This is a genomic window from Erwinia sp. GW821-FHT03D09 (assembly GCF_059420805.1).
On record NZ_JBWKUK010000018.1, the window covers coordinates 81,067 to 102,520 of the forward strand.

A 21,454-nucleotide genomic window follows, 5' to 3' on the forward strand; every position below is an offset into this window, starting at 1 on the left:
GTCAGCGTTCAGCGTTCAGCGTTCAGCGTTCAGCGTTCAGCGTTCAGCGTTCAGCGTTCAGCGTTCAGCGTTCAGCGTCTCTCTTTTCGCCCCGGTCGGCATCTGTTCCTCCAGGGCGATATTTTATCCCGTCCGCTATTTCCCAATCTTAGACAGCATTTCTGGCCGCATAAATTTGTGGATCACCAGCATAAACAGCAAAGACGGCACCAGCAGGATCAGTGCGGTAATCGACGATATCTGGTAGTTGCCCGACATGCTGGCGTTAAACAGCAGCAGCGGCAGGGTGGAGATATCCGGTGCACCGACAAAGAAGGTGCCGGTGAACTCATCCAGCGACTCCAGAAATACAAAGATGCTGGCGGCGATAATTCCCGGTGCCGCCTGCGGCAGCACGATATGCCAGAAGGTATAAATCGGCCCGGCACCGAGATTACGCGAGGCGCGGGCCAGCAGCGGATCGACGGCAGCAAAGGCGGCCACGCAGATCCACACCGAGTACATCAGTCCGTGTACGCTGTGGACCAGCACCACGCCCGCAATCGTCCCGTTCAGCCCCCACTGATAGAACAGCCGTGCGATATTCATATATACCGTCAGGTTCGGGAACGCCTGGGGGATCAGGAACAACAGCATAAAGGCGACCCGCAGCGGCATCGCCCGGCGCGAGAGCGCATACCCCGCCGGAATAGAAATCAGCAGGCACACCAGCACCGACAGTACGGCAATAAACACGCTGGTCAGCAGCGATCCCGAAACATCGCTGTACGGGCTGAACACCTGATACCAGTATTTCAGTCCCCACTGGCTGGGCAGGCTGTGCGGGAAGAACCAGCTTTCCGCCACCGTCCAGATCAGCAGATTGAGCAGTGGCCCTGCCATAATCAGCAGCATAAATACCAGTAGCAGCGTTTGCAGCGGCAGGCTGAGGCCAAATCTCCTGCGCTTTATCAACGGAATTGCTTCTTTCGGGATAACCTCTTTCATGCTTCGCCTCCTTTCTGGCGCAGGCTGTGGCGCAGATAAAACCAGGATAGCGCGCCGCAGATCAGCAATGACACAACGCCCAGCGCGTTGGCCACGGCGTAGTCACTGTAGGAATTGACCCGGAAGGCCATATCCACGGTGATCATCGTCGGCGTACCGGTGCCGATCATCATCGGCACGGAAAGCACCGACATCATGGTGACGGTGGACAGTACCAGCGCCACGCCAATAGCCGGCAGCACCTGCGGCAGAATAATGTCGAACAGAATACGCGGGCGGGAAGCGCCCAGATTGCGCGCCGCCAGAATTTGCGGCTGATCCAGTGCGGCCATCGCGCCACAGATCAGCAGGGTGGCAAACGCCAGCTGCTTCCAGACGAAGGTAATAATAATGCCCTTCCATCCCAGCCAGGAAATGGTTTCCAGCGGGGTCAGCAGGTCGGCGGACACCAGCGCGTTGTTCATCAGGCCGTTTTTTGCCAGAAAGGCACGCATCATTTGTGCGGCAACGATAAAGGGAATAAACAGCGGCAGGCGGTATAAGAACGCCAGCATGCGCACAATTGGACGGCAGGGGGACAGCGTAATCACCGCCGACAGCGTAATGGAAATCAGCGCCAGCAGTGCAACGGAAATCAGCACGATAATCAGCGTAAACAGAATATCGCGGGAGTAGAGCGAGTAAACCTTACGGAAATGGTCGAGAGTGAATCCCTGCGCGTCATGGGTAAAGGCGGCAATCAGCGAAAAGCCGAGCGGATAGAGAAACAGCACGGCGATCATCAGCGCCGCCGGGGCGACCAGCAGTAAATATTTCAGCGAAATACGCATAGCGAACCTGACATCAGCAAATAAAAAAGCTCAGGACGGCAGGCCGCACCTGAGCATCAGAGGTCAATCAGTTAGAAACCTGGCTCTCATAGCCTTCTTTGATGTCGTTAAAATACGGGGTGATAGGGAAGCTCTTACCGTATTCCGCCAGCGCCTGCGGCGAGATTTCAGCAAACAGCTTCTGCCACGTGGCCGCATCCAGCTTCGGTTTTACGTGCTCGGCATCAATGCCCGGATACCAGTTAAACTGCTTCACAATGCCTTCCGCCTGGATTTCCGGGCTGGTAGCCAGCTCGATAAACTCGCGCGCCAGCTGCGGCTGCGCCGCTTTAGCCGGCGTGACGTAGTACATCGGCTGCCCCGGCATACCCGGTGCCAGCAGGGAAAGCCTGATCGACGGCGGCAGTTTGCCCTGATCTTTCCAGCTGTAGAACATATCCACCCACACCGGGCCCATGCTGATTTCGCCACGGCTCAGCATATCCAGCGTACCGGCGTTGCCCGGCGTAAAGGTCACGTTCTTGTTAAAGGCTTTCAGCTTCTGCCAGGCTTCTCCCCAGTTTTTCTCCACGCTTTTATCGTAAGGCAGTGAAGAGAGGCGCTGCGCATCGGTGCCGTAGGCGTAAATCCAGCCCGCGACGAAGCTGATGCCGGACATGCCGTTTTTAATGCCGTTATAGCCGAACGCCTGCGGATTTTTTGCCGCCCAGGCAACCAGCTCATCGTAGGAGGCAGGTGGTGTTTTCACCGTGTCGCTGTTCCAGGCGATGGCGGTCTGGCTTAAGAACATCGGCATGACGTAGCCGTCCACGTTCACGCCCAGCGCGTTCTTTGCGTTGTCGGCGGTAACCATCGAGCCGGTTTTAATCTGCTGGCGATATTTCTCCAGCAGTCCTTTTTCCACCAGCTCGCCACCGGCTTTCTGATGCACCACGGCGACGTCAATGTCCCATGTTTTCGCGCCGCTTTCTTTCTGTGCGCTCAGTTTTTCAATGATTTTGTTCGATCCGGCATCGCCCGGGCCGGTACCCACAACCTGAACTTTAACCCCCGGATGCGCGGCTTCGAACTTCGGCCCCAGCCAGGTTTTAACGTAGTCCACCATATTCTGATCGCCCGCGGTGGCAACGTTCAGGATGGTGTCGGCCTGTGCGCCGTAGCTCAAAAACAGGGCAACAACGACGGCCGCTTTGGTTTTAGTAAACATGGTTTTTCCCCAGGATGAAAAAGATGGAATTAATGAGCATGAGGTGAAGTAAAAACATGCAGCGCCGAAGCCGGAACGTGCAGCCTGACCGGCGTTTGCGGCGGCCAGCAGATACCGGCATCTACCAGTAGCAGATGGTTATTACAGCGCACGCTGTGGCGATATAAATTGCCGAGAAACGCACTCTGTTCCACGACCCCTTCAACGGTCAGCCCACTGTCTGGCGGCGTGCGATTTAATTCAGACAGCCCGGCATCGGCACTGCGGAAATAAACGATTTTCTGCTGATTGGGGGCGGATAAATGATGGCCGTTAATATGCAGAGCCATGTTTGTGCTGCTCTGAATATCGTTGAAGGATAATTTGTTATCGGCGCCCATAAAATCAGCGACGAACGGCGTAACGGGGCGTTGGTAAATATCCTCAGGTGTACCAATTTGTTCAATACGACCCTGATTTAATACGGCGATACGGTCGGCCATCACCAGCGCTTCCTGCTGGTCGTGGGTAACAATTAATGAGGTAAAGCCGAGCCTTTTTTGCAGCGCTTTAATTTCGTGGCGCACGTTCAGGCGGACTTTGGCATCCAGATTGGATAACGGTTCGTCCAGCACCAGTACATCCGGCTCAATAGCCAGCGCCCGTGCCAGCGCCACGCGCTGCCGCTGGCCGCCCGAAAGCTCGGTCACTTTCATCTCTGCCAGACCGCCGAGATTGACGATTTGCAGCAGTTCTTCAACCCGGCGATCGATATCATCGCGCCGCCATTTCCGTAATTTCAGGCCATAGCCGATATTTTTCGCCACCGTCAGATGCGGCCAGAGTGCATAGCTTTGAAATACCATGGTGATATTGCGCTGTTCCGGCGCGCTGTGGGTAATATCCCTGCCGGCAATCGAAATATCGCCCGCATTCACGTTAATAAAACCGCAGAGCGCATTTAATAAGGTGGTTTTCCCACAGCCGGACGGGCCGAGCAGGGCGATCATTTCCCCTTTCTCTACGGCCAGATCGATATTATGGAGCACCACTTTTTCACCGTAGCTGATTTTCAGCCGGGAGATATTTAAATAACTCATGTCCGTTTTCGCAATCTCTGTTTTTTGCATTTTTATGCTTCTGTGAACACGTGTTCATCTTGATGTAAAAAAAATGCAATGTTGGCTCGACATTATGTGAGCCAACTTTGTCGTATCTTTGTGACAGTTTAATTAAGGGCGAAACTTTTTTTGCGAGGGAACCCGTTTTGACATCGTCGTTACGTAAGCAGAGCGTTACCGCTCAGGACGTTGCCCATCGCGCGGGTGTTTCCCGTGCGGTGGTTTCCCGCGCGTTGAGCAACAACGGCAGTATCTCGCCGGAAGCCAGGAAACGGGTGCTGCGTGCCGCAGAAGAACTAGGTTATCAGGTGAATTTTCTGGCCCAGGGGCTAAACCGGCGACGCAGCCATCTGATCGGGGTGATTGTTTCGTGCATCGGCGATCCGTTTCGCAGCAGTCTGCTGGACGGACTGCTCTGTGAAATCCAGTGCAGAGGCTTTCAGGCGCTGGTGGCAGAAATTCGCAGCGAAGCGGATCTGGCGGAAACGCTGCGTCGTTTCACCCAGTTCCGCGTGTCCGGCGTGATTGTCACTTCCGGCAAGCCGCCGGAGGCGCTGGTTAATGAGTGCGTTGAACAACAGATCCCGGTGGTGGGTATTAACCGCCAGCCGGATATCCCGTTCGTGGATTACGTTTGCTCGGATTACGCCGCGGGCGCAATCCTTGCGGCGGAACAGCTGTATCGGGCCGGCTGCCGCCGATTTGGCTGGCTGAATAATCAGGATTCCACCTGGGCGGGCAGGATGCGTGGCGAAGCGTTCAGGCTGGCACTAGCCGACCTGGGCATTGATACCGAATGTGATTTACTGCCGCTGATCGCGCCGGAAGAGGGCTATGACGGTGGGTTGCGGGCAGCTGCCGTGCAGGACGTTGCCTCACTGGGTATTTTTTGCGCCAACGCGCAGCTGGCGCTGGGTTTTCTTGACGGTATGAAACAGCGCGGCAGGCAGGCACCGGAAGATTTTCAGCTGATCGGATTCGATAACACCCCGCAGACCGCGCAATTCAGCTATCAGCTCACCACACTGCATCAGGACGTCGCTGAAATTGCCCGCCAGGCTCTCGCCTGCCTGCTGGAGCGGGCCAGCGACCCACAACGACCTTCACGTACCCTCTGGGTGAAGGTGGCACTTATTCACCGGCGCACGTCACCATCCATTATATAAGGGCAAGGCATGACCGAAGAGCAGCAACAGTCATTGTGTACGTTGATTCGACAACTGGGTAAGCAGGCGCAGGTGCTGCGTGATGCAGGGCTGAAAGTGGATAAAAAAGCCCGCCAGGATTTTGTTTCTCATGCCGATCTGTTTGTGGAAGAGGAGATTAAAGGCTGGCTGCAGGCGCATCGACCCGAAGACGGTTTTCTCGGCGAAGAGAGCGGCCTGCAGGGTGGCGAGCAGGGGATCTGGGTGATCGATCCGATTGACGGCACCACTAATTATATTCTTGGCATGGATTACTGGTGCATCTCACTGGCTTACGTCCGCAAGAATGTCGTCGAGATGGGGATTATTTACGCCCCGGATCGTGATGAGTTTTTCTTTTCCCGTCGCGGCTATGGCGCGTTCCTGAATGACAAACGGCTAAGACTGCGTGAGCCCGATGCGGAGGCGGTGGTTGTCGGTCTGGGCCGATCCAGCCGCGCGCCGGTGGAAAGCTACAGTCGTACCATTGAGGTCCTGTTGAGCGGCGGCATTGAATATCGCCGCTTTGGTGCCGGGGCACTGATGCTGGCACACGTTGCAGCCGGGCAGGTACATGCCTATTACGAAGAGCACATGAACAGCTGGGATGCGCTGGCCGGGATGTTGCTGATTAACGAGGCTGGGGGGAGAAGCAACGCGTTCCTGGAGGAAAATGGTTTGCTGAACGGGAATCTGGTCCTGTCGGGCTGTGTTGACGTGCAGCAGCGGTTGGCCGCGCTGCTGCATACCGGTTAATCAGCCGTCGATTATTCCTGTTTTTCTTGAGCGTCGGCGGCGATTTTCTTTGGACTGAATCGGTATTTTTTTGTCGCCGCCGCCAGCCATTCTGCATTGGTCATTAATTAATCGCTGCAATCGCACAACTTTTCCTGCCAGTCTTCAAACAGTCTGCGGATAAATTGCATGGTCGCAGCAATGCGCGGGACGCGCTGAAACATAACGGTGCCCAGATCCTGCTCGAACTGTTCGATATGCCGGGCCACGGAGGAGGGGGCCATGTGCAGCACCTGTGCGGCAGCCGTCGGCGTGCCGGCGCAGCAGAAGAGCAGGGGATGGATGCCCAGGTGGCACCCAGCCTGACGCGCTGGTTCCGCCCGGACGATCTTGCGCTTAACGGCTGGGCAGTACGCTATGCCGTTAAGCGCGGCTTTGTCACCGACTGGAATGCTGGCTGGATGGCGCTGGCCACTATTGAAACCGGCGCCCGGCTGGCGCCGGTGCTCACCAGCCAGACGTTCGGAATTGCGCCGGACGATCCGGCCACCACCGATCCGCAGGTATTTCAGTTTCATATCTGTGGATCGGTCACCGCACCGATCCCGGAGGATAACCCGTTCGGCTTGGTGAACGGCACAATTCCCGGCGGTCGCTGCGCGGTACTGCGCCACTGCGGATCGCATGAAACATTAACCGAGCTGGCTCAGCAGCTGTATCGCGACTGGCTGCCTGCGAGCGGCGAGGAATTGCGCGACTTTCCGCTGTATATGCACTATATGAACTTTGTGCATGAGGTGCCGGAGCATGAACTGGTGACGGATATTTATCTGCCGCTGAAGACGTTGTCGTAAAGGTAGGATGCGCGGGATTTGATTCGATGCTGTGCTGATGCTGGCCGCAGCATCGAGTCAGTCTTGCGGGTAAGTGAAGAATGCCCCACCGGTTTAACGCGGCGGGGCACTGCTATCAGTTAAAACGCTGGGCAACAGATGCTACGCGCTCACCGAATTTCACTGCGGTTTCCAGATCGCCAGAGGCAATTTTGTCTGCGCCCGCGTCGGAAGGCGACTGCACCAGCAGGCCCACGGAGCCTCCGAGGTTGTTCACGTCTTCGCGAGTTGATGCCAGGGTGTGGAAGCCAAGGCTGACCCAGATCCCACCGTGCTGCGATGCCAGCGTTTGCAGGTACTGCAGGGAGACCTGCTTGTCGCCGTTCAGGCTGGCGCTGTTGCTGAAACCGGCAAAAATCTTATCCTGCCAGCCGCGGGTGAACCAGATTTTGGATGAAGCATCTGCGAACTTTTTGAACTGCCACGGTACGCTGCCCATATAGGTTGGTGCGCCAAAGATGATCGCTTTGGCCTCGTTCAGTTTCTGCCAGTCGCTCTCCTGGATATCGCCATTCTGGTCAACGGCAATCAGTTCGGCCTGTGCGCCCTCGGCCACTTTCTCTGCCACCAGCTTGGTGTGTCCGTAGCCGGAAAAATAAACCAACGCAATACTCATGATAGATCCCCTTGATTAACAATAGTTATTCGGTCCAGCTCGCAAGTGTTAATGCTCCGGCCAGAAACCTCATCCACAACACTTTCTGAATTCATCGCGCTCGACTATGCCTTTGCTATTTCTTGCGCCTTAGTATCCAATAGAAACCAGGTGCAAGTTATACCAGCGTTGTTTACAGCGCGGAAGAAGGCACCTTATCGCCACTACGTTTCCTGGAGGAAACCAGCACCAGAGGAATAAGTATATGAATAAAGAACATTTAGCCTGGGATGTGTACAGCAATCAGTGCCCGACCCGCGAGGTGCTGGCCAGGCTGGCGGACAAATGGGCGCTGCTGATCCTGGGCCGTCTGGACAGCGGCCCGGTGCGTTTTAACAACCTGCGCCGTGACGTACAGGGTATTTCGCAGAAGGTATTAACCCAGACTTTGCGCAAGCTGGAGCGTGATGGCCTGATCGCCCGCCAGGTATTTGCCACCGTGCCGGTCACGGTGGAGTACAGCATCACCCCGCTGGGCCAGACGCTGACCAAAACTGTTTCGGTACTGATGCACTGGGCGGAAAAGAATATGGATGCGGTACTGGCGGCGCAGGCGGCTTATGATGCGGCGAATCTGTAATAAAACGCCCCCGGCGGGCTGCCGACTTAAAGCCGATCCCCTTTATTGCAAGGAAAGAGGTGGCGCCAGCCGCGTCCGTTGTAAAGCTATACCGGATTCTCCTACCCTGATTACAGTGGCGTTACGCAGTCCACTTCATGCTGGAAGACGTACGGATCGGACAGCAGCTCAAAGGCTTCATCGTCCAGGTAGGTGACGGCAACGTGGTAGTTTTCACCGGCGAAGGCTTTCACCGCAGCAGGATCATGTCCCCCTGCGCATGGCGGGAGCGGGTAGCGTCAGGCCAATAAACCGGCCCAGTGCAAAACCAATCAGTAGACCTCCTGCCAGCGCCCCAACCAGATCAACGCTCACCCAGGTGAACCATTCTCAACGGCGGGGACTTCTCCTGCGTGATACCAGATCAAGTAACAGGCCGCCCGCTGCAGTCGTCCACGCCAGATATCCCATACCTCTCCACTTCAGAATAAAAATTTCATTTTTAGGTATAGTTGTTCAGGTCGGTGTTTTCCAGCCGTGGGGCACTGCCGAACCGGTGAAGATGGTCCGACGGCGCGCTGATAAGATAAAACTCTCCCTTCTCGAGCGGCTTATTCCTGCACTCCCTCAAAGGTGGCAATGACCCGCTCGATATGCCGCTTCATCGCCTGCCTTGCGGCTTTCGCATTGCGTTTTTCCAGCGCGGTCAGAATGGCAAGATGCTCATGCTCTGAAACGTCAGGCATATCACTCGGCGTAAAGTGCGCCTGCAGCATGCGGAACATGCTGCCGTAGCGGTGCCCCAGCAGGTGGCCGATGATAAATCCATAGGCGGGATTGCCGCTGGCCTGAGCGATGCGGATATGGAATAACCGGTCGCCGGGATGGGTTCGCGAATTAGCCCGGTTGTCGTCGCAGTTCTGCTGGTAGGCTGCGCGGATCGCGGCGAGTTCCGCATCACTGGCGTGCAGCGCGGCCAGCGCGGCGGCTTCCGGTTCGATCAGCAGGCGGGCCTGTAGCAGCGAGAAGGGCGGCAGCTCGGTGGAGAAATCCAGATTAATGCCCAGCTCGTCATCCGGCTCGTGCCACTGATCGCGTCCTGCCTCGGTCATCACCGGCTCCATATTACTGCGCCTGGCCTTGACGATAACCCCGTTGCCGACCTTCACATCCACCAGACCAATGACCTCCAGCGCGATCAGCGCCTCCCGGACCGATGCCCGACTGACCTGCAGCTGTTCGGCCAGTTCACGCTCGGCGGGAAGGCGGCTGCCGGGCGGAAATTCGTTATTGTCGATCAGCTTAATGAGTTGATCGGCTATCTGCCTGTAAAGTCTTGGGTTTTCCATCTTTTTTATCGGCATATCGCGCTTACCTGAAAATTAAATTTAAGTGACTGCGTGCACAAAAAAGCAACATTACACTTGCCAATGTTACATAAATGTCAATAAAAAGTAATTCTTCTGCAGCCATTTCGGTACTTTTACGACCCTCAATAAGAGGGAAAAGTTCACCTTCAATGGCCTGACCTTTAGATCATTATACCAAAGGAGTTGCAATGAACCTACAGGGGAAACGCGTGTTAATCACCGCCGCCGGGCAGGGGATCGGGCTGGCCACCGCGCAGCATTTTGCCGAACTCGGGGCCGAGGTGATCGCCAGCGATATCCGGCTTTCGGCGCTGCACGATCTGCCGGGCATTACGCCGTATCAGCTGGATGTGACCGACCGGCAGGCGATTGCCCGGGCGGCAGAGGAGATCGGCTCGCTGGACGTGCTGTTCAACTGCGCGGGCGTGGTGCACAGCGGCAGCCTGCTGGCGTGCAGCGAGAAGGAGTGGCAGTTCGCTTTGGATCTTAACGTGACCGCGATGTTCCATATGATTCAGGCATTTTTGCCCGCCATGCTGGCGCAGAAAAAAGGATCGATTATCAACATGTCGTCGGTGGCCTCCAGCGTGAAGGGCGTGGTTAACCGTTTCGCCTACAGCACCACCAAAGCGGCGGTGATCGGCCTGACGCGCTCGGTCGCGGCGGATTTTATCGGCGACGGCATCCGCTGTAACGCTATCTGCCCGGGCACCGTGGATTCCCCTTCGCTGCGCCAGCGCATTGCCACGCAGGCTCAGGCGGAAGGGAAGAGCGAAGAGGAGGTCTATCGCGCTTTCGTAGCTCGACAGCCGATTGGCCGCATCGGCAGCGCCGAAGAGATCGCCGCGCTGGCCGCCTATCTGGCCTCCGACGCCAGCGCTTACACCACCGGTACCGCACAGATTATTGACGGTGGCTGGAGCAATTAATTAAGGAGCACGGCATGAAATTAGTTCGTATTGGTGAACCTGGCCAGGAGCGCCCGGCCATCGTCGATGAAACCGGCGCGCTGCGCGATATCTCCGGCTATGTGGACGATATTGCCGGGGATGTTCTGCTGCCGCAGTCGCTGGAAAAGCTGCGCCGTTTGCCCGTTCATACCCTGCCGAAAATTGACGGCGAGCCGCGGATTGGCGCCTGCGTGGGTAGGATCGGCAAGTTTATCTGCATCGGTCTGAACTACGCCGATCATGCGGCGGAAACCGGGGCAGCGATTCCCGCCGAGCCGGTGGTGTTCAGCAAATGGACCAGCTCGGTGGTTGGGCCGAACGATGCGGTGCGCATCCCGCGCGGCTCGGTAAAAACCGACTGGGAAGTGGAGCTGGGCGTGGTGATCGGTAAAGGCGGCCGCTACATCAGCGAGGACGCCGCGCTGGATCACGTGGCGGGCTACTGCGTGATTAACGATATCTCCGAACGGGAATACCAGCTTGAATGCGGCGGCACCTGGGACAAAGGCAAAGGCTGCGACACATTTGGCCCGATCGGTCCGTGGCTGGTCACCGCCGATGAAATCGCCGATCCGCAGCAGCTTAATCTGTGGCTGGAGGTGGACGGCCATCGCTATCAGAACGGCAACACGCGCACGATGATTTTCACCGTCGCGCAGATTATCAGCTACCTCAGCCGCTTTATGAGTCTGCAGCCGGGTGACGTGATTTCCACCGGCACGCCGCCGGGCGTCGGGCTGGGTCAGACCCCGCCGGTTTATTTACGTGCGGGCCAGACCATGCGTCTGGGTATCGAAGGGCTGGGTGAACAGCGTCAAACCACCGTTGGAGAATCACTGTGACTACATTAACCGCGCTGCGCGTAGAAGATATCCGTTTCCCGACCTCGCAGCATCTCGACGGCTCCGACGCGATGAACCCGGACCCGGACTACTCCGCCGCCTATGTGATTATCGAAACCGATAACCCGGCGCTGAGCGGCCACGGACTCACCTTTACCATCGGTCGCGGCAACGAGATCTGCTGTGCGGCGATCCGCGCCATGCAGCATCTGCTGGTAGGGCGTCGGCTGGCGGATATCACCGCCGATATGGGGCAGTTCTGGCGGGAGATCACCGGTGACAGCCAGCTGCGCTGGATCGGCCCGGATAAAGGCGCGATGCACCTGGCGACCGGCGCGGTGGTCAATGCCGTGTGGGATCTGTGGGCCAAATCGGCAGGGAAACCGCTGTGGCGGCTGGTGGCCGATATGTCACCACAGGAGCTGGTGCGCTGCATCGATTTCCGCTATCTGACCGACTGTATTACTCCGGCCGAGGCGCTGGATCTGCTGGCAACGCGCGAGTCGGGTAAAGCACAACGCATCGCCGATCTGCAGGACAACGGCTATCCCTGCTACACCACGTCGGCAGGCTGGCTGGGCTACGACGACGACAAGCTGCGCCGTCTGTGCCAGGAAGCGGTGGACGCGGGCTTCTCGCATATCAAGCTCAAGGTGGGTCGCGACCTGGCTGACGACAAGCGCCGCGTGGCGATTGCCCGCGACGTGCTCGGCCCACACCGCCAGTTGATGATCGATGCCAATCAGGTGTGGGAGGTGAACGATGCGGTGGACTGGGTGAAGGAACTGGCGTTTGCCGAGCCGTGGTTTATCGAAGAGCCAACCAGCCCCGACGACGTGGAAGGCCATCGCCGCATCCGCGAAGGCGTGCATCCGATTAAGGTCGCCACTGGCGAAATGTGCCAGAACCGCATTCTGTTCAAGCAGTTCATTATGCGCGAAGCCATCGACGTGGTGCAGATCGATGCCTGCCGCCTCGGCGGGGTGAATGAGGTGCTGGCGGTGATGCTGATGGCGGCGAAATACGGTCTGCCGGTCTGCCCGCACGCGGGCGGCGTCGGGCTGTGCGAATACGTCCAGCACCTGTCGATGATTGATTTTGTCTGCATCGCCGGGACGCATGAAGGCCGGGTGATTGAGTTTGTCGATCATCTGCACGAGCACTTCCTGCATCCCTGCGAGATCCGTGGCGCGGCTTATATGCCGCCGACGGCGCCGGGCTTCTCCATCGAAATGCATCCCGCCTCGCTGGCGCAGTACCGCTTTCAGGGCGAGGGAGCTTAACGGTGCGCATTGATGCCCATCAGCATTACTGGCGCTATCTTCCGCAGGATTTTCCGTGGATCGACGGCGAAATGGCGCAGCTGCGGCAGGACTTTCTGCCGGATGATTTGACGCCACTGCTGGCGAGACGGGATTTCGACGGTGCGATTACAGTGCAGGCCCGGCAAAGCCTGGACGAGACGGCACAGCTGTTGCAGTGGTCGGCGTCACGCGGCGAAGCGGATGCGGTGGTCGGCTGGGTGGATATCACCGCCGCCGATCTGGCGCGGCAGTTGGATACGCTGCGCCATCCGCGTCTGCGCGGCTTCCGCCACCTGGTACAGGACGAGCCGGACCCGGCCAGCTGGCTGCGTCTGCCTGCGGTCGCCAACGGGATGAGCGAGCTACAGCGGCAGGGCTACGTCTGGGACATGCTGGTGACCTGGCGGCATCTGCCGGAGTTAACCGCATTTGCCGCGCGGCATGATGAATACTGGCTGGTGCTGGATCATCTGGGGAAACCTGATATTGCCCGGGGTGCCAAAGCCTGGGGCGAACAGGTCGCAGAGCTGGCAGCGATGCCGCACGTGGTTTGCAAGCTGTCCGGGCTGGTGACGGAGGTGCCGCAGGGCCAGTGGAGCGCGGCGCAGATGCACCCGTTTATTGAGGAAGCGCTGGCGCGGTTTGGCCCGCAGCGCCTGATGTTCGGCTCCGACTGGCCGGTGTGCCTGCTGGCGGCGGAGTACGGTGAGGTCAGCCAGCTGCTGGAGGGAGCAATTAACGCTCTTACGGCGGATGAGCAGGCGCAGATTTGGGGAACAACCGCGGCCAGTGTTTATGGCCTGACAGGAGGCGAAAGTGGATCTGTTTTTAAACGATAAAGTGGTGATTGTCACCGGTGGCGGATCCGGGATAGGGGCAGCGATATCAAAGCTGTTGGTGGAGGAGGGCGCAATCCCGGTGATTGTCACCAACCGTATGCCGGATGAAATCTGGCTGGCGGAACTCAGGCGCTTGCAGCCCGCGCTGGAAACGGTGATTGCCGATCTCTGCGATGAAGATAACTGCCGCACGGCGGTCGAGCGGGTGATGCAGCGCTTTGGGCGCGTGGATGCGCTGGTCAACAACGCCGGGGTGAACGACGGCGTGGGCCTGGAGGCCGGGCGGGCAGCGTTTGTCTCCTCGCTGGAGAAAAACCTGATTCATTACTACCAGATGACGCACTTCTGCCAGCCGGCGCTGGAAAGCAGCCGCGGTGCGGTGGTGAACATTGCCTCCAAAACCGCGCTCAGCGGGCAGGGCGGCACCAGCGGATACTGCGCGGCGAAGGGGGCGATTCTGTCGCTGACCCGCGAATGGGCGGTGTCCCTGCGTGAGAGCGGCGTGCGGGTCAATGCCGTGGTTCCGGCCGAGGTGATGACCCCGCTGTACGAAAAGTGGATCGCCAGCTTCGACGATCCCGCCGCGCAGCTGGAGAAAATCAATGAACGTATTCCGCTTGGGAAACGCATGACCACGCCGGAAGAGATTGCCAACACCGTGGTGTTCCTGCTGTCGCCGCGCGCCTCGCACACCACCGGCGAATGGCTGAGCGTGGACGGCGGCTATCTGCATCTTGACCGGGCGCTGCTGTGAGCGGCCGCACGCAGCGTTTTTGCCAGGCGCTGGATCTGGTGGACAGCGACGAAAAAATCGCCGAATACCAGCGGCTGCATCAGCGCATCTGGCCGGAAGTTGCCGCGCATCTCCGGCAGCACGGGGTGGTGGATATGGAGATTTATCGCCTCGGGACACGGCTTTTTATGATTCTGGAGGTGGACGAACGCTTTGACGGAGAACGTTTTAATCAGGCAGCGCTGAACAACCCGATAATACAGCGATGGGAAGAACAGATGTGGCAATACCAGAAGCCGACTCCGTGGACCGCCAGCGGCGAGAAATGGATGGCGATGGCGCGAATATTCTCTTTGCAAGACCAATAAAAACACTTACCTCCCTACCAGTACGCTACGAGGATATAACTATGTCTACAGAACGAATCCGGATGTCTGAAAGCATCGGGAGAGACAGCAGCGTCAGTGTGCGCTGGGCGTTTATGCTGATCACCACGCTGTTTTTTATGTGGGGTGTGTCATACGGCCTGCTTGACGTCCTGAACAAACATTTTCAGGAAACGCTGCACGTGACCAAAGCACAGTCCGGCCTGTTACAGGGGGCCTACTTTGGCGCCTACTTCCTGGTGGCGATGCCGGCGGGCTACTTTATGAGCCGTCGGGGCTATAAAGCCGGCATTCTGGCGGGCCTGATGCTGTACGCCGTCGGTGCGCTGCTGTTTGTGCCTGCCGCAATGGTTAACAACTTTATGATGTTCCTGTTTGCGCTGTTTGTGCTGGCCTGCGGGCTGGGTTGCCTGGAAACAGCGGCTAACCCTTACGCCACCGTGCTGGGCGATCCGAACGGCGCGGAGCGTCGGCTCAATCTGGCGCAGTCGTTTAACGGTCTGGGGCAGTTTGTCGGCCCGATGATCGGCGGAACGCTGTTCTTCTCCCAGACTACGGCGGAAGAAGCGCAGGACACGGTGAAAATGACCTACGTGGCGATTGCCTGCGTGGTAATCGGTATCGCCTTCCTGTTTAAGCGCACGGCGCTGCCGGATATCCGCGAGTCGGAAGAAGCTTCGGCTCAACAGGTTGGAACCTCGCTGTGGCAGCATAAACACTTCGTTGGTGGGGTTATCGCGCAGTTCTTCTACGTGGCGGCGCAGGTCGGCGTTGGTGCTTTCTTTATTAACTACGCAACGGAGCACTGGCACGGCGTCAGCAACCAGAGCGCGTCCTACATGCTGTCCGTGGCGATGATCTGCTTTATGCTGGGCCGCTTCTTCTCTACCTGGCTGATGGGACGCGTGGCGCCGGCGCTGATCCTCGCCAGCTATGCCGCGATCAACATTGTGCTCTGTGGGGTGGTGATGTTGGGCGTTGGAGATGTTTCCGTGGTGGCGCTGGTGGCGATTTTCTTCTTTATGTCCACCATGTTCCCGACCATTTTTGCCATGGGCGTGAAAAACCTCGGTAATGCCACCAGGCAGGCCAGCTCATTTATGATTATGGCCATCGTGGGCGGGGCGATCATGCCTTACTTTATGGGGCTGATTTCCGACAAACTCAGCACCGCCGCCTCTTATGGTCTGCCGCTGCTGTGTTTCGTAGTGGTGCTGTTCTATGCCTTAAATCAGCGCCGGAACGCGGTTTAGACGCGCTGAACAGCGCTGGTTACGCGGTGTTATCCGTCTGTCACGGGCAGCGATAAGCTCCGCGAGTACTGTCTGTTTCAGAAGGATTCTGAGGCAGACAGTACCCGCTGCGGCTTACGCTGGCTTCGGCTTCTGCCATGCTGACAGCGAAAATGGACAAATCGCCAGGAAGCTGCCGCGTGATTGATTTTAAAGACTAATAACGATGACGGATGCAGATCTGGTGTGAAAATCAACCACTTTTACCCTATGCAAGATATTATTATGGTATGGATCATGGTTACGCAGTCGCTGTGTCGTGCGTTGAGATAAAAACTGATATTTTGCATTTAAAATCGGTGAATCACCCCAGGTGGCGACGTGTTACTCAATCTACTGCATGAATTTCGTGACTCTAAAAATTCAAAAACGCGCAAGCTTAAAACGCTGTACAGATTGATACTTAATCACGGGCCAGTAAGGGCAGAGACATTATCGTCACTGGCCCATATCCAGTCGGCAACCTGTGCAAGATTACTGGATGAATTAAGTAAAAGTGGCCTGATTTCGACCGCCGAACTTGGCGAATCTACGGGAGGCCGTAAACCAATTCTTTACCGGATCAATTCAGCGGATGGCTATGTTATTGGCATCGAGATTAGTGATATCTACTCCACCGTGCTATTACTGAATCTGAAGCTTGATATTTTAGGTATGGTGAAAGTTCAGAATAAAAGTGTTGAGCCTATAGATCGGATGATTGATGGTTTACTGATTAAAGTTGATGTGCTTTTGTCGGATCATAATTTGACGACGAAGGATATTTTAGGCATCGGTATTGCGCTGGACCACATTCTTGAGCGAGATAAAACCCCACCCGATCGCTATGAGTCTGAAATTTCAGAAATTCAAGATGTTATCGCAAACAGAGTTGGCTGCCTGGTTACTATCGGTAGTGGAATAAATTTTGCGGCTTTAGCGGAATATCGGTTACATTATAAATCCCAAAGCCAGCGGTTTTTATTTACTACCTGCGATACTGAGATTCGAAGCTGTACTATTATTGACAGCGTACTTTCTCGCCTGCCCATCAGTACCGCCCAGTCTTTTGGGCACACGACGATTGATATCAATGGGCCACATTGTGAATGTGGCTCCGACGGCTGTCTGAAACAGTACAGTTCATTAGCAGCGATAAAAAATAAGGTTATTCAACAGCTCAGGTTGGGTAAAGAATCAGCGATTAATTCGTTGGTTAAAAACGAAAGCGAAATTGATTATCATGTCATTTTTCAGGCGCTGGCTATGGATGATAGCCTTTGTCAGGAAGTTTTAGCCGAAGCGGCCCGCTATTATGGTGTGGCAATTGCCAATGCGGTATTGATATTTCAGCCTGATGTGGTTGTCTGTGGTGGGACGTTAACGCCAAAGAATAACTTTTTTGCACTGGTAAAAGAAATGATAGAAAGAAAGATATCCGCTTTTCCGCATATTAAAACCCGTATATTTTCTGCCAGTGATTCTTATGAAATCGTTGCTCAGGGAGCCGGTGGGGCAGTATTAGAAAAGTATCTTGAAGATTAAAGAAGCGTCTCAATCAGGCTGAGCTAACAGATACCTGCGGGATGAACAGGTATCTGTCAGCGGGTTTTCTATTGATATGCGGGGGCTTCTTTTTTGTGATGATAGTGGAAGGTAAAGTAAAAAATAACGGAAAGTACCGCAGTGTAAGAAGCAAATACCAGCCAAATAGTTTGCCAGTCTTTCACGCCATCAATACTAAAGTAGTCAACGACCAGTCCACTGAGTATGGCGCCAAAGTAGGCCCCAACGCCATTCACCATGGTCATAAACAAACCCTGCGCGCTGGCTCTCATTCGGGTATCAACGGTTTTTTCGATAAAGATAGAACCTGATATATTAAAGAAGTCGAAAGCACAGCCATATACAATCATCGACAGAATTAAAAAAAGTAGGCCGATTGTTGATGGGTCGCCAAATGCGAAGAAGCCAAATCTTAGCGTCCAGGCGAGCATGCTGAGCAACATGACTGTTTTAATGCCGTAGCGCTTTAAAACAAAGGGAATGGCCAGAATAAAACAGACTTCTGCTATTTGAGAAATTGAAAGCAACAGAGAAGGGTACTGCACAATCAGGCTGTCCTGATACTCAGGATTTCTGGCGAAGTCATGCAGGAACGGGCTGCCAAACGTATTGGTGATCTGCAACACCGCACCTAACAGCATGGAAAAAAGGAAGAACACCACCATGATGGGTTGTTTAAACAACATCAGAGCATCCAAACCTGACTTACTTCCGAAACCGGAGGTGATGGCTTTTTTTACCACGGGAATATGCGGTAGCGTCAGCGAATAGAGCGCCAGGAGTAAAGAACAGCTGCCCGCGATGTACAATTGCCTGCTGCTTAACTCAAACTTCAACAGACTGATCAGCCACATGGCAATAATAAAACCGACCGTGCCGTAGACGCGAACAGGGGGAAAGTTCGTAACGGAGTCGAGTTGATACTGGGACAGTGAAGAGTAGCTGATTGAGTTTGAAAGCGCGATGGTCGGCATAAATGCCATCGCATTGATCATCATGACCAGGAACATCACCGTTGGATCGGTTACCGATGCTGCGTAAAACAGCGATCCTGCACAAACCAGATGGCAAATCATATATAATCGATTAGCCGATATATATTTGTCAGCAATAATACCTATGATCCCCGGCATCAAAATAGCGGCAATGCCTTTTGAGCTGTACACGATCCCCACTTCTGCACCGGAGAAGTTTAGCGTCCTCATCATATAGGCACCCAGCGTCACCAGCCAGCATCCCCAGATAAAATATTGCATAAACAACATTATTTTTAAACGGTATCTTATGTCCATAAAATCTCCGGCCGGGACAGTGCACTATTTATTTTGATGGATGATTGATTAACTCAATCATCATAATGAAATGACCATAGGTGCTGTATATTTGGCACCGTTAACACCTATGGATTTATTATTAAACGGCCGTCAGCGTCAGAATCGCTTAATGACCTCAGTGACCAGATTCAGGAAGGTTGATTTCACTCTCTCTGCTGTTTCAATTACCTCATCATGGCTTAATGGCTGATCCAAAATACCGCATGCCATATTGGTCAGGCACGAAATACCCACCGTCTTAATCTGTGAATGATGCGCAACCAGTGCTTCTGGCACCGTTGACATTCCTACCGCATCTGCGCCAAGCGTTCTGATCATGCGGATTTCTGCCGGTGTTTCATATGTTGGTCCAGTCCACCAGGCATAAACGCCTTCACGAAGTGATATCCCTTGCTCCTGAGCGACATCCTTAATTGTCTGGCGAAGTGATTTGTTGTAAACCTCGCTGACATCTAAGAATCGGGTTCCCAGTTCCGGGTTATTCGGCCCCATCAGTGGATTCGCGGCCGTTAAATTAATATGGTCGCTAATCAACATCAGGTCGCCAGGATTAAACTGCGTGTTGACCGCACCGCAGGCATTAGTGATGATCAATTTCTCAACGCCCAGCGCTTTCATGACGCGCACCGGGAATGTGACCTGCTCCAGCGAAAAGCCTTCGTAATAATGAAAACGCCCCTTCATCGCCACAACGGTTTTATCGGCAATGGTGCCGATAACCATCTCATTGGCGTGCCCCACCGCTTCTGATTTTGCAAAGTGCGGGATCGCGCTGTAAGGAATACGTACGGCATTTTGTAGCGTGTCTGCAAATGGCCCCAAACCCGATCCCAAAATAATACCGACGGTAGGCTTGAGGTCGGTGTGTTCTTGAATAAATTTCAGGCTTTCTAAAATATCCTGTGTCTGGTGCATGACGGGTCTCCGCAATAGTTCTTAATTGAATTTGCGGAGATTATATCGCTGCCAGGGGGAGGGGGTAAGCGATCTTGATCTCATTTTGGGAAAAAGTGGCAACAATGGACAAACCGAGGTGGGATGTGACGCTGTCTACAGTAAAACGCTACGCGCAGGCTGGCGGCGGTGGACAGTGCCCGAATTTCAACGCCCGGATATTCTCAGATTGAGTTTGTGCGCCTGTATCACCGCTGCGGACAGCATCCTGGCGGATGTTTCGCGCATAGCAAAAAGCCCGCTTAAGTTTCCTTAAGCGGGCTTCTCTAAATATGGCTCCTCTGACTGGATGCGATTTATTTTATATCTTACTGAATTTTATTATATTTTTTTTAAAAATTAAAAGTAAAGCCCTCAATAGGGCCCCAAATATTACTTGTGATTAAAAATGTGATGCTTATCATGTTTTAGGCTATTGCTTTGATTGTAATCAGATATCACAGCCAACTTAGTGGTTAAAATGTGGCTTTAGTTTCCAAGCCTAACCCGAGAGACTGGTGACTAGAATTTTAAGGAATTTTTTACTTAAGAGGATTAATTTGTGATAGATGATGAATTGATGGAGCGATATTATCTTCAAAGAGAGAAAATGAAGCATTTTTATCTCGAAAAATTCTCAGCCAACGCTCAAAAAATATCTAATATCTAATATCTAATATCTAATATCTAATATCTAATATCTAATATCTAATATCTAATATCTAATATCTTAGGAAAGATTGGATTTTCACTCAAAGATGATAATTTTGAGTATTCAGATCCAGTTGGTCTTACTGTCAAATTCGACAATATAGTATCAATTTTAGCTCCTGAACTGATACGAGATAAAGATGACTTAATCAAATGTAAAAAATTAGCAGAGTTTTATCAAAAGAAAAGCAGGGAGGGTTACTACTACGCAAACAATTATATGCTTATGTTGACTCCTTTTTTGCGTAGGGGAATGAATCCTGCTAACAACTGGGCTCCTCAATTTGTGAGAAAGTTTTGGGAATCAGACTTTAATGATATAGAAGCATCAGTAACTTTAGATTATGACAGAGTTAAAATTGATGTAGATGAATATGGCTATGTTGAACTTGATACATGGTTTGGAGCTCCTTTTGAGGAGGATATTTCAAATATCAAAGATGGTATATCAAAGCTAAAACCACCAATGAGTATCGAAACAAATATAGTAAATATATTTTTCAACAATATTTATAGTCTTGATATCAAATGGGATACTAAAGGAAATATTAAGACCTTTCAATCACTTGAATTTAGCAATGAGAATGTCGTTGTTGAATTTCAAGTTGGATGGTAAAATTACTAAGGATCTTTGGGTTGAATTTACATGCCACTTTTTTACTGGAAATCCCCTTATCGTAGAATATTTTACTGGTAGCTATCCACAATATGTTATCGATGGTCTTGACCGGATGTGTGTGTCACAAACAGATTAAAAAATAAATATAAATACGTGGTTATTTTCGTTGTGATTAGGTCAGTGGTTAAAGTGATTAATTTAGATTCATTCAAGTTTTAATACTGCTAATTATAGTATTAATATTTGCCTCTAACTTATACGAAAAATAATTAAATCACCTGCATCATTGATGATTAATTATAGGTAAATTGTCAGAGTGAAAGTAATATTGTTGACATCAGGAATATTTAGGAATGTAAGTATCCCAGCTTTAGTTCCACACACTTTTTGAGATTTCCGTGTTCTCGGCCATCAGCCGGTATTCTTCCGGCGTCAGGTTATTCAGG

The 21,454-nt window shown here is 53.7% G+C and carries 21 protein-coding genes and 3 pseudogenes; 13 read left to right on the top strand and 11 right to left on the bottom strand.

Going from position 1 to position 21,454, the window contains the following annotated elements; translation table 11 throughout:
• Window positions 1-135: 135 nt before the first annotated feature.
• From AC07U6_RS17805 to AC07U6_RS17820, 4 genes are all read right to left on the bottom strand, one after another.
• A complete protein-coding gene (locus tag AC07U6_RS17805) occupies window positions 136-987 on the bottom strand; it encodes an ABC transporter permease (RefSeq protein WP_494763026.1) in 852 nt (283 codons plus the stop codon).
• The gene (locus AC07U6_RS17810; protein WP_494763025.1) at window positions 984-1,817 is read right to left on the bottom strand and encodes an ABC transporter permease; all 834 of its coding nucleotides are present in this window, start codon (window positions 1,815-1,817) and stop codon (window positions 984-986) included. Before AC07U6_RS17810 ends, AC07U6_RS17805 begins: the two co-directional genes overlap by 4 nt.
• Window positions 1,818-1,884: 67 nt before the next feature.
• The gene (locus AC07U6_RS17815; RefSeq protein ID WP_494763024.1) at window positions 1,885-3,024 is read right to left on the bottom strand and encodes an ABC transporter substrate-binding protein; all 1,140 of its coding nucleotides are present in this window, start codon (window positions 3,022-3,024) and stop codon (window positions 1,885-1,887) included.
• Window positions 3,025-3,053: 29 nt separating this feature from the next.
• Window positions 3,054-4,103 (bottom strand): ABC transporter ATP-binding protein, encoded by a 1,050-nt coding sequence (locus tag AC07U6_RS17820; protein WP_494763023.1) that lies wholly within the window; start codon window positions 4,101-4,103, stop codon window positions 3,054-3,056.
• A gap of 167 nt (window positions 4,104-4,270) precedes the next feature.
• Here AC07U6_RS17820 and AC07U6_RS17825 point away from each other — a divergent pair, with 167 nt between their 5' ends.
• Window positions 4,271-5,290, top strand: a complete 1,020-nt coding sequence (locus AC07U6_RS17825) for a LacI family DNA-binding transcriptional regulator (RefSeq protein WP_494763022.1) — start codon at window positions 4,271-4,273, stop codon at window positions 5,288-5,290.
• 9 nt (window positions 5,291-5,299) lie between these two features.
• A complete protein-coding gene (locus AC07U6_RS17830) occupies window positions 5,300-6,064 on the top strand; it encodes an inositol monophosphatase family protein (RefSeq protein WP_494763021.1) in 765 nt (254 codons plus the stop codon).
• Between the two features lie 107 nt (window positions 6,065-6,171).
• Here the strand turns inward: AC07U6_RS17830 and AC07U6_RS17835 are convergent, their stop codons facing one another.
• Complete coding sequence (locus tag AC07U6_RS17835; RefSeq protein ID WP_494763020.1) at window positions 6,172-6,327, bottom strand: hypothetical protein; 156 nt, start codon at window positions 6,325-6,327, stop codon at window positions 6,172-6,174.
• Window positions 6,328-6,537: 210 nt separating this feature from the next.
• Between AC07U6_RS17835 and AC07U6_RS17840 the strand changes: the two are divergent.
• A pseudogene (locus AC07U6_RS17840) lies at window positions 6,538-6,897 on the top strand (AraC family transcriptional regulator); the annotation flags it as partial.
• A 115-nt stretch (window positions 6,898-7,012) separates the two neighbouring features.
• On the opposite strand, the gene AC07U6_RS17845 reads toward AC07U6_RS17840, so the two are convergent.
• Complete coding sequence (locus AC07U6_RS17845; RefSeq protein ID WP_494764508.1) at window positions 7,013-7,555, bottom strand: flavodoxin family protein; 543 nt, start codon at window positions 7,553-7,555, stop codon at window positions 7,013-7,015.
• Window positions 7,556-7,796: 241 nt separating this feature from the next.
• Between AC07U6_RS17845 and AC07U6_RS17850 the strand changes: the two genes are divergently transcribed.
• Entirely contained in the window at window positions 7,797-8,171 is a 375-nt protein-coding gene (locus AC07U6_RS17850) for a winged helix-turn-helix transcriptional regulator (RefSeq protein ID WP_494763019.1), read from the top strand.
• Window positions 8,172-8,281: 110 nt separating this feature from the next.
• Here AC07U6_RS17850 and AC07U6_RS17855 read toward each other — a convergent pair.
• Window positions 8,282-8,416 (bottom strand): annotated as a pseudogene (locus tag AC07U6_RS17855) (hypothetical protein); the annotation flags it as partial.
• 345 nt (window positions 8,417-8,761) lie between these two features.
• Window positions 8,762-9,514 (bottom strand): FadR/GntR family transcriptional regulator, encoded by a 753-nt coding sequence (locus AC07U6_RS17860; protein WP_494763018.1) that lies wholly within the window; start codon window positions 9,512-9,514, stop codon window positions 8,762-8,764.
• A gap of 194 nt (window positions 9,515-9,708) precedes the next feature.
• Here AC07U6_RS17860 and AC07U6_RS17865 point away from each other — a divergent pair, with 194 nt between their 5' ends.
• The 8 genes from AC07U6_RS17865 (at window position 9,709) to AC07U6_RS17900 (ending at window position 17,390) form a co-directional block, all read left to right on the top strand.
• Complete coding sequence (locus AC07U6_RS17865) at window positions 9,709-10,449, top strand: SDR family oxidoreductase (protein ID WP_494763017.1); 741 nt, start codon at window positions 9,709-9,711, stop codon at window positions 10,447-10,449.
• Window positions 10,450-10,463: 14 nt separating this feature from the next.
• Window positions 10,464-11,312, top strand: coding sequence for a fumarylacetoacetate hydrolase family protein (locus AC07U6_RS17870; RefSeq protein ID WP_494763016.1), 849 nt, complete (start codon window positions 10,464-10,466; stop codon window positions 11,310-11,312).
• Window positions 11,309-12,595 (top strand): L-fuconate dehydratase, encoded by a 1,287-nt coding sequence (locus tag AC07U6_RS17875; protein ID WP_494763015.1) that lies wholly within the window; start codon window positions 11,309-11,311, stop codon window positions 12,593-12,595. Before AC07U6_RS17870 ends, AC07U6_RS17875 begins: the two co-directional genes overlap by 4 nt.
• Before the next feature lie 2 nt (window positions 12,596-12,597).
• The gene (locus AC07U6_RS17880; protein ID WP_494763014.1) at window positions 12,598-13,455 is read left to right on the top strand and encodes an amidohydrolase family protein; all 858 of its coding nucleotides are present in this window, start codon (window positions 12,598-12,600) and stop codon (window positions 13,453-13,455) included.
• Entirely contained in the window at window positions 13,433-14,209 is a 777-nt protein-coding gene (locus tag AC07U6_RS17885) for an L-fucose dehydrogenase (RefSeq protein ID WP_494763013.1), read from the top strand. Before AC07U6_RS17880 ends, AC07U6_RS17885 begins: the two co-directional genes overlap by 23 nt.
• The gene (locus tag AC07U6_RS17890) at window positions 14,206-14,556 is read left to right on the top strand and encodes an L-rhamnose mutarotase (protein WP_494763012.1); all 351 of its coding nucleotides are present in this window, start codon (window positions 14,206-14,208) and stop codon (window positions 14,554-14,556) included. The genes AC07U6_RS17885 and AC07U6_RS17890 overlap by 4 nt, the downstream gene beginning before the upstream one ends.
• Before the next feature lie 41 nt (window positions 14,557-14,597).
• The gene (gene fucP / locus AC07U6_RS17895) at window positions 14,598-15,827 is read left to right on the top strand and encodes an L-fucose:H+ symporter permease (RefSeq protein ID WP_494763011.1); all 1,230 of its coding nucleotides are present in this window, start codon (window positions 14,598-14,600) and stop codon (window positions 15,825-15,827) included.
• A gap of 360 nt (window positions 15,828-16,187) precedes the next feature.
• Window positions 16,188-17,390 carry an ROK family protein gene (locus tag AC07U6_RS17900; protein ID WP_494763010.1) on the top strand — a complete coding sequence of 401 codons (1,203 nt, stop codon included), beginning with the start codon at window positions 16,188-16,190 and terminating at the stop codon, window positions 17,388-17,390.
• A 68-nt stretch (window positions 17,391-17,458) separates the two neighbouring features.
• Here the strand turns inward: AC07U6_RS17900 and AC07U6_RS17905 are convergent, their stop codons facing one another.
• Together AC07U6_RS17905 and AC07U6_RS17910 are read right to left on the bottom strand one after the other, a co-directional pair.
• The gene (locus tag AC07U6_RS17905; protein ID WP_494763009.1) at window positions 17,459-18,703 is read right to left on the bottom strand and encodes a nucleoside permease; all 1,245 of its coding nucleotides are present in this window, start codon (window positions 18,701-18,703) and stop codon (window positions 17,459-17,461) included.
• Between the two features lie 138 nt (window positions 18,704-18,841).
• Complete coding sequence (locus AC07U6_RS17910) at window positions 18,842-19,660, bottom strand: purine-nucleoside phosphorylase (RefSeq protein WP_494763008.1); 819 nt, start codon at window positions 19,658-19,660, stop codon at window positions 18,842-18,844.
• Window positions 19,661-20,609: 949 nt separating this feature from the next.
• Here AC07U6_RS17910 and AC07U6_RS17915 point away from each other — a divergent pair.
• Complete coding sequence (locus tag AC07U6_RS17915; protein WP_494763007.1) at window positions 20,610-21,005, top strand: hypothetical protein; 396 nt, start codon at window positions 20,610-20,612, stop codon at window positions 21,003-21,005.
• A 373-nt stretch (window positions 21,006-21,378) separates the two neighbouring features.
• On the opposite strand, the pseudogene AC07U6_RS17920 reads toward AC07U6_RS17915, so the two are convergent.
• A pseudogene (locus AC07U6_RS17920) lies at window positions 21,379-21,454 on the bottom strand (integrase); the annotation flags it as partial.